We start from the raw sequence: 13,765 nt of genomic DNA on the forward strand, positions 1-13,765 counted from the left end.
CTGGCCTCGTTATTTGGCTTTCTCTTGCCATTGTAGCCGGAGACCGCCGCTTTCTTCTGCTTCAGCTTCGACTTTAGCCTGACGTGAATTCGACTTGTCATTGGCGCCTCCGCGCTCGCTTTGCCGAAATTCTACCGGGGTCAAGCCCGTCTGCTGCTTGAACAGTTTGGCGAAATGGGAAAAGTTCGCATAACCGCTGGCCATCGATATGGCGCTTACGGGAAGCTCCGAATGGGTAAGCAGCTGCTTGGCCAGCTTCATTCTTTCGCGCATAATAAACTCCGGAATCGTGCAGCCGAGCTCCTTCTTGAATAAGCGCGTCAAATAATCCGGATGCAAATAAACGTGGCTGGCTGCCGCCTCCCTGGACAGGTTCTGATCCAGATTGGACAAAATGTAACGGGTTGCGCGTTCGACGACATCTCCCATGGAAGACGATTGAGCATACCCCGCCGCTTTCGCAATGATATGCGCAAGCCAGCGCTCCAGATCCGCCAAGGATCGCGACGCCGCTTCCGACAACCGCAAGCTGCCCCCGTCGCAAAACATAAGATGCGCTTGGACACCTTGCTGCTGCAGCACCGCGTGCGTCATTTGCAGGAAATTCTCTTTGAATGCGAGCAAATATCGGCTGTCGATGTCCGACCGATGCCTCAGCTTGCCAATAAACGCTGCCACTTCCTCCAGCAACCTCTCCTTAACGCCCTGCCGGAGCAACGCCGCCCACCCGCTCATATCGGGCAAGGCAATTGAAGCATCGACGGAACGGTTCTCCGAGGCAAGGCTGACATATCCGACTCCGTTCACATTGTTCCGATCCAATCTCAGCAATCTGTGCAGCATCGATGAAACCTCGTGTCCGGGTATGGCTTGCCCCCCGTAACAGGTTAACTCGCAATAGAGGTTTGTTTTGCAAAATTCAACCAATCGACGGCACATGATGGCGAGTCCGCTCTCTCCTACACGCTGATCCGGGGCAACAGACATAATGAGCAGCCAAGCCTCGCTGCCAACCGACACGAATACGCTCCCCGGCCTAAGCCTTCCGATCAGTTCATTGCCCGCATTTTTCAGCGCGTACTCCAACAGCTTTTTGTCTCTAACCCGAAAATCCTGATGCCAATGTCGAACGACCATCAATACCGGGAGCACTTCGGCATCCCTGCAAGATGAAATTTGCCGGACGGCCGCTTCGCGAAGAAAATCTCCACGATTAGCCGGAATCGCCTCGCTCAACAGATCCATCCAAAATCTCTCAAGGTTCAAGTCCTGCTGATGCGACCACCAAAGCTTATTTCGCTGCGCCTCAATCCGCTCTTGCTCCCGATTCGCAATTTGTACCGCTTTATGGATAGCCGTTTCCAGCTCCTCCTTGGACAGCGGCTTGAGCAAATAATCGGAACAGCCAAGACGTACGGCTTCCTGCGCGAACCGAAAATCGGCGTGACAGGTCATCAGAACCGGCACCGTCCGCAGCTCCTTATGCCTCATCCACTCCAGCAGCTCCAGCCCGGTCCTCTGCGGCATTTCAATATCGCAAAGAAGCACATGAATGTCATGCGCCTGAAAAGCCTGCTCTGCGGCAGAAGAACTATAAGCGACATAAACGTTGGCTACGTTTAGCCCCGCCCAATCCACCATACGCTTAACCGCTTCCACAAAATGAATCTCGTCATCGACGATTAATACATTCAGCATCGTTGTCGTCCTCTCCCTTGGGGAACGGCTTCATCGGCAAACGAATCTCAACCCTTGCTCCTCCTGAATCCCGGTTGGCTAACTTCAAGTCGGCATGTCCTTCATACAGCAGCTCCAGCCTGCGCCGCGCATTCCATAAGCCATGCCTGCTTCCGTCCTTGCGCTCCAAGCTCCTCCCCTCTGCCAAGCTTTCCAGCACCTCTTGAGGGAAACCGCTCCCTGTATCCTCCATAACGAGAAGCAAGCGAGGCTCGCTTTCATCCGATTCCAGCTTTCCTCTAAGGGTAAGACGGAACGGCTTTTCCAACGAAAAGGCGTGCTTAACGGCATTCTCCACGAACGTTTGAATAACGAGCGAGGGAACGGCCAGCTCTAATAAATAAGACGGAACCTCGATCTCGCTGCTCAGTTGGCCTGGAAACCGCAGCTCTTGAATCCGAATGTAATTCCGCGTATGCATAAGTTCATCTCCAAGGGAGACGAATGAAGCGCCGCTGCGAAATATATACCGGAAATAGTCCGCCAGACAGCGGGACATTTCCTGAATCAGCTTATAGTCGCCAACGGCGGCAAGGCTGTGCATAATGTTCAAGGAGTTCAAATAAAAGTGAGGGTTAATCGTCGTTTGAAGCTGTCTCAGCTCCGCTTGTTGCTTGCTCAATTGTTCCTCGTAAACATGGATTTTCAGCTCTCTAATCTGGGAGAGCATGTAGTTAAAGTTGTCGTTCACAACGCGAAACTCTTCCGTCGAGGAACTGGATTCGGGAATTCCTTGCATATGACCTTCCCCGATTCGCTTCATCGCGGCGAGAAGCCTCCGAATCGGCAGCAAAATCGTTCGGCGAAGCAGCAACAGGCTCAGCGGCAGCAGCACGATCGAGCCGACCGAAACAACCGTGTTCCATTCCCGGAGATTAAACAGGCCCTTTAAGATTTTTTGTTCCGGTATTAGCGCTGCGAGGCGAAAGTCTCCCTGCTTCGATAACGCCCCCACGGTTAAATAACGCTCTGGCTTCCCGGATAAGCTGTAGCCTCCCTCGGCGAAGCTAAGATCGATTTCATTCTCGCGAATGAATGCGGTATGCATCATCGGCTTTCCTTCTGTCGTGGCGAACAAAGAAAGGCCGCTTTCCCCCAAGTCGATCAGCTTAAGCGGAACTAGCAGGCTGTCCGCCTTCACCCAAGCGCCGACGTAGGTGTTTCGTTCAGCTTGAAGCAGCCGCACAATATAGTATCTGCCATCGATCTCGCGAACGGTCCAATTTCTCGCCTCATGTGGAGACTTCATGGAAGATAAGCTTAGCAATCGGACGATTTCTTCTCCTACCGCAACTCGCTCGGAGTAAGACGGCCGCAAGCTATACGATTCAATAAGAGTGTTGTCGATAGCCGAATATATAAAAAATTCGTCCATCGTTCCGTAACGGGCGATTTCGTTCGTAAGCTGCTTGGAGAGCTGCACCTTTAACAGAGCCGCCTGCTCCTCGGACTGCCGCTTTTCCAACAACGGCAAATTCGGGTCGGAAACGATCATGCCGATGAGGAAGCTGTCGATCTCTTCCAAAACGCCGTCTATTTGATTCATATAAAGTGAAATATAGCTTTGATTGCTCTCGGCTACCTGCGTTCGGACGACTTGCGCGGCGTAATATTGGTTGAAATTAAGAAGGGCGATAAGCGGCACGAGAATAGCAGCTACGCCTGCCACCAGTTTGAAGCGAATCGTGTGCCTTAGCCCGCGACGGCCGCTACCAATCATTGCCCGTTCCACAAGCTGAGCAGAAATTCCTTATAACGAATATTCTGCTCGATTTCCTCGGCTTTCGTCGCATCTTGATTCTGGCGGGAAATTAACACAGACTTCTGCAAATAAATGAAGTAAAGATGCGTCACCATCCGCGTGCGCTCGATCCAAACGAGCTTTTGTCCCGTTTCCTCCGATTGCAAATCCAGCGAAAACGCGCTCACGGATAGATGGGTTTCCTCGCTGATCAATTCCTTGAACGCCGGCAGCTCCGCCGGATTTTTGCCCATGCTGGCAAAATACACGCTGAAGAGTGAATCGTAATACAGCAAGTCCGGGTGGTGCTCCCTCAGAAACAAATATTTATTCAGAATAGCCTCTATTGAAGCGCGAGGCGATTGGAAGTCGAATTCAAGAAGCAGTCTCCCGAACATTTTTTTGAGATTGTCCACGTACACCTCGGTCGCGAGCTGCTCCTTGTCTTTGAAGTGATGGTACAACGTCCGTCTGGACGTACCCGAACGGGCAGCGACGAGAACGAGGTCCGAGCCTTCGATCCCCTTCTCGCAAAACGTTTCCAACGCAGCCTCTTTGATCATTTCCCTCGTAAGCTGGAGCTGCTTCTCTCTAAGCTTCATTGTGCGATCCCCCTTGTTCTAGGCTTGCATTCTAGCTTTCTCTGCATCCGCCGGTTCGGCTTCCTTGAACTGAAGAAAGCGGGAGCCCAGCGAGACGCGCTTGTTCTTGTGTATGATCCCGTCGAGCCACGTTATTAATTTCGTGCCTTCTTCCTCCGCCTCGTAGAAGGCTTTCATAGGCAGCAGAGTATGCGGAGTCGTATGCGTTGTCGAATCGTATTCATGGTCGGTGAGAAAATAATAAAAATTAGGCAATTGTTCATCAAGCCGACGGGTGGACGCTCGGAATTGATGGCTCCATTCCTCCAAGCTTTGCCTATTGATCTCGTCCCCTCTGCCGTTCAGCCTATTCTGAAACGAAGTCAGTACTTTATCGTGGACGGTGCAGGCATGAAGCAGAACCGAATGAGCAGGCATGGCCGTGCCGTTATGCCGGAATGCGGCTCCAATCATATCCGCTTCCATCGGATAAGAGAACGTCCGCTGAAAATCTGCCTTCCAATTGTTGTCCACAATGGTCGGCCACTGATCGGAAACGAGAAAAGAACTGTCCGAGAGATGATAGATTTCGGCACTGGCGTAATGATTCGCGATTTCGCTCCCCCAGAAGGCGGAACCGAAGCCTCCGGCGCTGGAGCCTGCAATGAGCAACTTATCCGGCGTTTCGAAATTCCGGTAAATCCACTGTAACGCTTCCTCTACGTTATTTCTACCGTTGTGCCTGACCGTTCGGGATTTTGAGCCGTTTTGGCTCTCATAACGGGCTGTCGTATGGCCAACATGAAAATCGCCGGACGCATAAGGGATAAACACGACGTTCCATTCCGAGAACGGATTGTCGGGACGTTGGTCGAAGATTCCACGATGCATGGTAAGGATATAAAAAGGAATTCGCGCGAAGTAATAGCCGAATTGTCCTTGCTTGAGATAAGAGCGCAGCGACAAAGGGATATGCGCCGTCTCGCCGTCCCAGCAGGCACCGCCTCCGCAAAAATAAACCATCAAATTGCGGCTTGCGCCTTTGCGGGTGTACAAAAAAAACTTCGAGCCGTCGGTTGCCGTTGCTTTTGTGCCCAGCTTCACTTTATTCCACTTGCCAGGCTTCGTTTGCTCAAAGCTGGTTTTGCTGCTCGGTCTCTTGAGAACTTTGCGGTTGAAGTACACGATGGAAAGCACAACAGCGGCAATGGAATAAAAAAGAACGCGCTTAATCGTTTTCATTGGTCGATTTCCTCTTCCCGTCTTTAATTAACGTCCTTAAGATTTTGGGTGCGGATATGCTTCCAGCCTTGATTGCGATGCATCTCGGGGCTCTTACCCGCAAAGGCGGCAGCGGCTTGCCCGTCCTCTGCCAACCGATACCGCAGCCACGCGGTCAGATAGCCTCTATGCATGCCTCCGTTCCCCATGCTTTCCAGATGGTCTGCACATTTCGTCATAGCCATGGCTGCCGCTTGCCCCGGACGAACCGCATGATAGGCTTTCGAATTGGAAGCTGTCGGAGAAATAATGAAATCGTGCGTACCGGCCATGAAAAACAAGTCGGCAGACTGGCTCTCGATTTCATACACATCCTTCGCATCGCACCATTTCAGAGCCGGCAGAGCAATCGTAACAACCGTCTGAAGCGGCTTCTCCAAATACTTGTTGGCGTTCAGAACCCCGGTCGCGCCTTGAGATTGACCAACCGCGCCAATCCGATCCGTACGGATCTTACCATAGAAGAGACTTGTTGGCTTTTCATTCTCACGTAACACATAGTCGACGGTGTCCGCAATCTCCTTGCCGGTTCCCGTATTGCGGCAATAATTGCCGACAATCGCAAACCCCCAAGTGGCCAGATGAGCCAGCAAATCTCCATAATTCTCCGGCTGAGCATCCGAGCCGTTGCCCCATATGACAACCGGGCAGGCTTCCATCCGATCTTCCGGATAATCGATCCGATATAGCGGGCGTCCCTGTTCGTCATGAATGACAACGCTGGCGCTTCGGTAAGGCCCCGATTCGCGATACAGCCGCTCCAGCTTCTCCGGTCGATAGCGGTATAACCGCTCGCGTAATTTAAGCACATACATAAGCAGCACAATTATAGGCATGACCACCCACTTTATCCATGGGCGTGCTGTCGGCTGTTCCGAGGTCGTCATACGGTTTTGCAATCCTTTCTCATTCATTTTATGTTACACCTAGTTCATTCATTACACACCGTGTGTAACACATTATAATTTTGAAAGCCCTTTCTGTCAACGAAACGATTAACAGTTCCTTGGATCATTCTTACTTTGTTGCTTGAACGGGGAAATAAAGAGCTCATGAAAGGCAGTACGGTTATTTTAATTGACGCTGCTTGGACAAAAGGATATGTACGAAGGACAAGCATGAGCTAACGTGTGAAAGACCATCCCAAGGTGATTGCCGAATCTTTGAACACGTTTATTCACTTGCGGGAAAGCATATATGTTCTTGTCCATATAGAAAAAAACCGCGCAGCGCGCGGATCTTAATGAATGTATGTTCTTGGCTTCCGACATCGCGCTTCTCCTCCTACTATGTGTCGCGGGCAGCGCAACCTTCCGATTGCGTTTACGACATCTGTCTGCCCGCAACCACTCAAGTAAGGTCAGCTCGATGCGATAATCCCGTAGTCGCGCAGCGCATCCTTCAATTTATTCACTTCCGCCTCGAGCGCCGTCACCGTCGTGAGCGTCGTCGTTTTGACGATTCCCGGAAGCTTTCCGACTGCGCCAAACGTTTTGAGCACGGGTACGGTAAAGGAAACGTTCCCGCTTGAAGCGGCAGCCGTCAAGCTTCGGTCAAGCCGGAGCTCGTTCCCGCCGATTCGCAAGATTTTGCGCGATACCGTCGTACTGTCCGATTGCACGATATCGATCCATTGCCCCACCTTTAATTGCGAAGAGCTGCTTACGGTTATTTTGTTCGAGCCGCTGCTCCCTGTGGCCGTTACCCCGCTGAGCGACCCGATCGTGCCGCCTGACGCGCATTTGTAGCCGCTTGGCGTTTGGCCGTCCATAATGGATGTTTTGATCGAAAGCACGATGTCTCCCGGATCGAACGTTCCCGAAGCCGGCGGATGCTCGCTCGCGAATTTGATTCGTTTGTTCGTATCGGAAACGGTTACGGAGCCACCTAGATCGAGCCAAGGCCCCCCTTGCTTCGCCTGAATGAAATTTCCGCTCGCTTCTACGTTCGTATAGGTGCCATCGTTGTCGTTTATGCGGATCGAATAGAGCATTTTGCACGAATCGTACGTATCGATGATGCAGTTGTTCGAGATTTTGGCATTCATGGCCGTTTTGCGCAAATAGATGCCGGTATTGTATTGTTCAGTGACAGCGGGGGACGGAAAATGGCCGGCATTGACGATGACGTTGCCGGTAATCTCCAGGTTGCTGAAGGTGCTCGTCTTGGGAGCGGGGTTCGGACATCCGATGTGGATGCCGAACGTTGGGGCATTTCGGATAAGATTGTTGCTGATGAGGATGTTCCGGTATTCGATCCCTAACGGATTCACCGACGTATCAGCGCCGCGCGTAAATCCGATTCCGCATGTAAAAGCCCCGTCCAAGCTCGAACGGTACGTCAGCTCTTCCTTGAACAAGATCGTATTCCCGCTAATCGTAATGTTCTCGAAAGCGCCAACATCTTCCGCGCCTCCAGCCGTTCCGATGCCTGTCGTCGTTATCCGCAAATGAGCGGTATTATTAAGGCTTATCGTATTCCCGGAAATGGTCACGTTCTTGAGCGGGTAACCGAGCCGAGGCCACAATTGGATGCCGTTGTTCGCGTTGCTGAACGTGTTGCCGGCAATCGTCATGTCGCAGTGATCCAGCGCGGTGGTCTGCTCGCTCGCCTGCAGGTTGACGCCGGTACAATAGCCGTCGGTCACGTTGCCGGTAATGACACTTTGTCCGGTGTGCGTTTCGATCGCACCGAGCGCCTTCGCGTCAATGGCCGCATAAAACTTGCAGTTCATGACCGTATGGTTCGTGCCGTTCAAATAAACGGCCGAGTTGTCGTAGTTCGCCGTCGACGTCCCTTTGGCGTGCACAAAACGGAACTCGCAGTCGGTGATCGTCGCCTTTTGGCAGGTCGGTTTGTTCAGCGTGATCGTGTTGACGCCGCAGGTCGGGTCGAAGCGGACATGGTCGATGACGATATTCTCGTAATCATAAAGGGCAATGCAAAACTGCCGCCAGTAATAGTTTCCGGCAGCATCCTTGGCCGGATCGATGCCGCACGACGTATTGTTGTCGACGTTCTGGTCGATGCAAAGGTGGGCGATGCGGACATTTTCGACTCTCGCCGAAGCCGGGTTCATGGTGCCGAATATCGTCCAGTAGTCACCGGCGTTGTTTTTTACCTTAATGACCGAATTCGTGCCTTCGCCGAGCAGGTTGACGTTGCTTTTCAGGTCGATGCGGCTGCTTAGGCTGGGTGCGACGATATACGTTCCTCGCGGAAAAAAGACCGTACCGCCGCCCATGGCGGAAACGGCATTGATTGCATCCCGGATTCGCTGCGTATCATCCGTGCTGCCGTCCCCTTTGGCCCCGAACCACTTGACGCTCAGGTATTCCGTCTCGATGATCCGCTTGAACCGGTAGCCGGTGCCTGCCGGCGTGGACACGACGATCGTTCCGGTATTGTCGGGGGATGTCGTATCGGCGGCATCGTACGCAAAAAAGCCTTCCTGCCCACTGTCCGTCACAAAGTAAATCGTCCCGGCCGCGGGCGCCGATGCCATCGACCGTAGTCCGGGAATCGTCGCGCATTCCAAGTTACCTGCCCCGGCCAGCATCTCTGCGGAGCCGCCGCCATAGACGGCAAGGGCAACTGTTTCTCCCATGCGGTTTGGAAGCAGGTTGCCCGCTGCGAATGCCGCTCCAGCCATTCCGATCGAGGCGAGGAGTTTCCTGCGGCTTATGAAGCCCCCCGTGTCACGGCCATCTTCGTTCCTCTCCGGCGTTTGCCCGCCGGATTCGTCTTCAGTCCAATCCCCTCGGTCCCGCTTCACACTGTCCTCCATACTGATGCCTCCCCAAAAAAAAATTTCGCAAGCCTGCCGCGGCCCTGGGACTGTTGGAGTCATATTCAGGAATGTTTGGATCTGGAATCGGATCGGTAAGCGCTTCGTTCAGCCGCCGCGCACATCATTCCCTACCACCTTAGCACGGGGCCGCGGAAATTGATTTATACGGCCGAACGTTTTTATTGCACTGCGTTTTACACTACCGTTCGTTTTTTTTGCGTTAATCATTAATAGAGTCAATCGATGCCGGCATGATTTGGATTCATGAAAGGAGCAAAACAATTTGTCCTCCAACAGCCGGCTTCTCGTGTCCTCTTAGTTGAGCAACTATGTTCAATAGCTCTACAAGCTGACAACTACGTCAGTCTAATACATTAGTCTAATACTTTATTTCCAGTCTAAAATATTATTTTCTTCTGACAGGAGCCAGATGCGACGCTCTCGTCAGGCTCTTCCTTCAGCTGCTGCTGCTTCTCGATCGATCTCAGGGTGCCTGGCGCCGGGCGGCGGCCTGTGCCCCCCGCGCCCCGGCACAGAGCATTTGCCTCGGATCAGGATGGCCACGTTCTCGGGGGACAAAAGAAATTTCACATTTTACTATCATTGGAAAACCATCTAATAATATAATTTGAGTATCCGAATCCCGTCGGAATATCGACATTGGAGGAATTCCATGAACAAGTTGCGACGTAGGGCTTCTTTATTATCTATACTTGGGCTGCTTGCCTTCTCGCCATTCACCGCCTCGGCAGCGGAACCGATTATTAAGCCGACTCTCCCGTCTTTTCCGTCTGTACCGATCATATTGATCGATCCCGATGACGATTTCCCTTCGGGGTCCTTGGCGAACGCCACGTTGATCGAGCGCCGTTGGGAGTATTCCCACCTAAAGGGAGCGTATTATTCTCCGAGCCTGGCGACAGACGGCACCTTATACGTCGGAAGCTGGAACAAATACTCAGACGGTGACGGGCTGGCCGCCATCGCACCAAACGGCAAGCCGTTGTGGAGCCTCCTCTCCGACAACGGCTATTACGACACGACCATCGGACCGGATGGCACTTTATACGCTGCAAGAGGGGGAGGCGGGCTGCAACAAATATTCAAAGACGGACGGACCGGATGGACGTACTCAGGTTCTATTACGGGGAAGATTTCTTTTTTGCCGGACGGAACGATTGTGCTCGCAGACTCGAATAAAATCGTATTTATCGACCCCGAAGACGGTTCGGTTATCCGGTCGGTCGCTGTGCCTTCGGTGCTCCCGCATTCGCTCAGCGTCGCCTCCGACGGCACTGTCTACGCCGTATCCGGAAACTCGACTATCTACTCGATCAAGCCGGACGGCAGCTTGAAATGGTCGCGCGATATGACCGGCGGCAGTGGCTCCGCTAACTTCTTCGGCACCGCGCTCGGTTCTGACGGCACCGTGTACGCCGTAGCCAACAAAAACACCGTCATGGCCTATAAGCCGGACGGGAGTGTTAAAGATAAATTTACGGCATCCGCGGACATTTCGACGACCCCGGTCATCGACAAATCCGGCGAGTTGTACGTCGGACTCGTCAATGGCAAGCTGGTCGGATTGAATACAGCCATGGACGTGAAATGGATCACCAAATTCACCAATTCCATCACGCGAATCGTCGCCGGTCCGGGAGAGCTCGTGTACGTCTACAGCAGCGACGGTCAATATTTGTACGCGATTGCCGCGGTCGACGGCAATGCCAAGTGGAAAGCCGAAGTGCCTCATAACAGCGGCGGCGGCCACGGGAATATCGTTTTCTCCTCCGACGGTACCCTGTTTGCCAGCGGCTTCGGGCTGTTCGCACTCGGAACGCCGCCAGTTGCCAGCGTAACGCTGGATAAGTCGACGATCGAGCTGCAAGCCGGACAGAGCGCGGCGCTAACCGCCACCGTCGCTCCCTCCGAAGCGGTCAATCGCAAAGTCAATTGGAAGAGCGACGATCCGAATGTCGCCAAGGTGGATGGCGCGGGCATCGTAACGGCAGTGTCGGCGGGCAAAACCAAGGTGATCGCATCGACAGACGAAGGCGGCTACATGGCGATTAGCGAGGTGAACGTCAGCACCTCCACGCCCCCTCGCATCGTGTTGAAGGATATCGACGGCCATTGGGCCAAACCTGAGATTGCGAAAGCGGTGGAACTGGGAATTGTCTTCGGATACGAAGACGAAACGTTCAAGCCGGAAAAGGGCGTGACAAGGGCGGAGTTCGCGGTGATGCTCATGCGGGCTTTGAAGCCGGATGTGGAAGGCATTGCTCTGCCGTTCACGGACAAAAACGATATACCTTCATGGGCGGCCAACGCCGTCGCTCAAGCCGCTCAGCTCAATATTGTAAGGGGCAATTCCGACGGAACCTTTCTTCCGTCGAACAACATCACGCACGAGGAAATGCTGGCGATGGTCGTGCGCGCCTCAGGAAAAACGGTTCCGGATCCGGCGCCGACCAGCGGTTACGCCGACGACGCCGATCTTTCGGACTGGGCCAGGGGATCGGCATACGTCGCTAATCGGTATTCGCTTCTCGGCGGCATGAACGATAACAAGGTTCGGCCGAAGACCTCGACCACTCGCGCGGAATCTGCCGCCGCCATCGTCCGCATGCTGGACATATAAGTCAACAAGCCGGGGATCATAGTGTCCCCGGTTTGTTACCAGGGCATTGTGCCTGGCGCGGGCGGCGGTCTGCGCCCGCCCTACGGCACAGAGCGTTTGACCCGCGAACTGTCTGATGAAAATAGTGTTAGACTGGAAGGCTTGATATTACGTGCTTTGAGAACAGGGAAATCGTCAGTTAAATAGATTAGGCTGTCCCCAGAAATCGAAACAGCGACAGACTTGGACGAGAAAATAAAGTCCTAGTCTGCCGGTGCCATTCAAATAAAATTCAAATGTTTCATTCGGTTTATGACAGATAATACTTCATTAATTCTTGGTAATTCAAGCCATCTTTCGAAACCAGGAAAAAAGGAAGAAAATACAATATCCACTCCTTCTCTCTCCATATCTTCGAGAGCTTTTTTGATCTTTTCATGAAGAAAGATGAGGTGATCCTGATTACTTATAGCGATTTTTCGAATTAAAAAGGCAATAGCTGCAAGCTGGGCGTGTGATGTGATATTGTAAAGCCCTCTGATATCAATTTGTTCATCACCTATCATCATGTATCCCATGGTTGAAACCATCAGCTTTTCTCTACCACTGCCCTGTGGATAGCTCGAAAAGTGATCGGTGGTTATTTTTCTTTCTATCTCCCATTTTGTAAGGGGGATACGTTCGCGCGGTTTGTCGTGTTCACATAATTTTTTTGCTTCCTGGGTTACGTTTTTTGGCACAAAATTGTCCATCAGGATGATTTGATCGGCAACGGATAAAAATTCACCGCTACCTCCAATAACAAGAACGGAAGATACGCCAACAGCCTCATAAAGCTCCTTGACACGTTCCGTAAAAGGTGTAATGGGTTCATGCTTGATTAATGAACGCATTTTGATGTCTTGAATCATAAAATTCGTCGCACTTCTGTCTTCATCAATAAGAAGAAGCTTACACCCGAAGTTGATTGCCTCCATAATATTTGCGGCTTGAGATGTGGAACCTGAGGCGTAGTCAGTCGAAAACTGTTCAGCCGAACTATTGGGTATCCATTTTATGAAAGGCGTAATATTGATATTTTTAATGGAACGGCCTTCCTCTGCAGATATTTCCATTGCACTTTGATCTGTAATCACAAATTCTCGTCCGTCGCCTTTGATGTGATTATAAGTCCCCGAATTAAGTGCATCCAGCAATGTGCTTTTACCCGAATAACCACCGCCGGTGATGACCGTCACACCATGTTTTATTCCCATTCCTCGCAAACCACAAATTTCAACTTCAACATCTTCCGGGGATGTAAAAGGCAAGGCACCCTCCAGTGGCCCGCTGTTGTCTTTATTTCTTGGCAAAATGCTGCCATTCGCAATAAACGCACAATAATCACTGGATTTCAGCCATTCGCGAATCCTATTTTGTTTTTTTACCAATTCATAGGCAGCATTTAATTTGATGAGATCAAACTTGGCAATTAACCCCTCCACTTCTTTTGGAAGCATTTTGCAGAGCATGCGCATAGCTTTATCATTATTCTTGAATGGAAGTTGAACTGTAATCATTAAGCATAGATACCATTTTTCCGAGATGACTTCGACAAAGGATGCATTACGTTGCAACACCACATTGGTTGGACGAAAACAATAAAAAGCACCATTTTCTTTATCAGAACGTGACCGGTTATAAATCAATTCATTTAATGCCTCAATATGATCAACCCATTCTCTTAATGCAAAATCGGAGAGAACAACTTGATCCCTATTTTCATCTAAGCCGAGACGGTCAAAAGGTATTTTTATGGTGATACATGGTTTATCCAGTGTGAGTTTATGTGTCCGTTCAATGTAATAGGCAACATCATTATTCCAATAGGTTGGGTCCGATATCGTCCCCCCTTGATCATAGTATGAACCTTCATAAATCATACTGTAAGATGACTGTCCGGATTGTAATGAGCGAAAATATTGAGCGAGTCTTTTAATAAAGCATCATCCTTTCATATTTGGAAAGCGGCGAAT

The 13,765-nt window shown here is 51.4% G+C and carries 8 protein-coding genes; 1 reads left to right on the forward strand and 7 read right to left on the reverse strand.

What is annotated here, in order from left to right; all coding sequences use genetic code 11:
- Positions 1-9: 9 nt before the first annotated feature.
- The 6 genes from ACKGJP_RS19040 to ACKGJP_RS19065 all read right to left on the reverse strand — a co-directional run bounded on the left by ACKGJP_RS19040 (position 10) and on the right by ACKGJP_RS19065 (position 9,127).
- Positions 10-1,698 carry a helix-turn-helix domain-containing protein gene (locus ACKGJP_RS19040; protein WP_409340400.1) on the reverse strand — a complete coding sequence of 563 codons (1,689 nt, stop codon included), beginning with the start codon at positions 1,696-1,698 and terminating at the stop codon, positions 10-12.
- Positions 1,673-3,457: a sensor histidine kinase gene (locus tag ACKGJP_RS19045; protein ID WP_409340401.1), complete on the reverse strand. Its 1,785-nt coding sequence runs from the start codon at positions 3,455-3,457 to the stop codon at positions 1,673-1,675. Before ACKGJP_RS19045 ends, ACKGJP_RS19040 begins: the two co-directional genes overlap by 26 nt.
- On the reverse strand, positions 3,454-4,080 hold the full coding sequence (locus ACKGJP_RS19050) for a TetR/AcrR family transcriptional regulator (RefSeq protein WP_409340402.1): 627 nt from the start codon (positions 4,078-4,080) through the stop codon (positions 3,454-3,456). Before ACKGJP_RS19050 ends, ACKGJP_RS19045 begins: the two co-directional genes overlap by 4 nt.
- Positions 4,081-4,098: 18 nt before the next feature.
- Entirely contained in the window at positions 4,099-5,301 is a 1,203-nt protein-coding gene (locus ACKGJP_RS19055) for a pectin acetylesterase-family hydrolase (RefSeq protein ID WP_409340403.1), read from the reverse strand.
- 23 nt (positions 5,302-5,324) lie between these two features.
- Positions 5,325-6,254 (reverse strand): alpha/beta hydrolase, encoded by a 930-nt coding sequence (locus ACKGJP_RS19060; protein ID WP_409340404.1) that lies wholly within the window; start codon positions 6,252-6,254, stop codon positions 5,325-5,327.
- Between the two features lie 446 nt (positions 6,255-6,700).
- Positions 6,701-9,127 (reverse strand): glycosyl hydrolase family 28-related protein, encoded by a 2,427-nt coding sequence (locus tag ACKGJP_RS19065; protein ID WP_409340405.1) that lies wholly within the window; start codon positions 9,125-9,127, stop codon positions 6,701-6,703.
- Positions 9,128-9,803: 676 nt separating this feature from the next.
- Here ACKGJP_RS19065 and ACKGJP_RS19070 point away from each other — a divergent pair.
- Entirely contained in the window at positions 9,804-11,771 is a 1,968-nt protein-coding gene (locus ACKGJP_RS19070) for an S-layer homology domain-containing protein (protein ID WP_409340406.1), read from the forward strand.
- Positions 11,772-12,031: 260 nt separating this feature from the next.
- On the opposite strand, the gene ACKGJP_RS19075 is transcribed toward ACKGJP_RS19070, so the two are convergent.
- Entirely contained in the window at positions 12,032-13,672 is a 1,641-nt protein-coding gene (locus ACKGJP_RS19075) for a P-loop domain-containing protein (RefSeq protein WP_409340407.1), read from the reverse strand.
- Between the last annotated feature and the right edge of the window lie 93 nt (positions 13,673-13,765).

The sequence above is a fragment of the Paenibacillus litoralis genome (assembly GCF_046244365.1).
Lineage (GTDB): Bacteria > Bacillota > Bacilli > Paenibacillales > NBRC-103111 > Paenibacillus_V.

Coding starts and splice junctions, on each gene's coding strand:
- ACKGJP_RS19040 (WP_409340400.1), bottom strand. CDS start 1,698: ATGCTGAATGTATTAATCGTCGATGACGAGATTCATTTTGTGGAAGCG.
- ACKGJP_RS19045 (WP_409340401.1), bottom strand. CDS start 3,457: ATGATTGGTAGCGGCCGTCGCGGGCTAAGGCACACGATTCGCTTCAAA.
- ACKGJP_RS19050 (WP_409340402.1), bottom strand. CDS start 4,080: ATGAAGCTTAGAGAGAAGCAGCTCCAGCTTACGAGGGAAATGATCAAA.
- ACKGJP_RS19055 (WP_409340403.1), bottom strand. CDS start 5,301: ATGAAAACGATTAAGCGCGTTCTTTTTTATTCCATTGCCGCTGTTGTG.
- ACKGJP_RS19060 (WP_409340404.1), bottom strand. CDS start 6,254: ATGAATGAGAAAGGATTGCAAAACCGTATGACGACCTCGGAACAGCCG.
- ACKGJP_RS19065 (WP_409340405.1), bottom strand. CDS start 9,127: ATGGAGGACAGTGTGAAGCGGGACCGAGGGGATTGGACTGAAGACGAA.
- ACKGJP_RS19070 (WP_409340406.1), top strand. CDS start 9,804: ATGAACAAGTTGCGACGTAGGGCTTCTTTATTATCTATACTTGGGCTG.
- ACKGJP_RS19075 (WP_409340407.1), bottom strand. CDS start 13,672: ATGATTTATGAAGGTTCATACTATGATCAAGGGGGGACGATATCGGAC.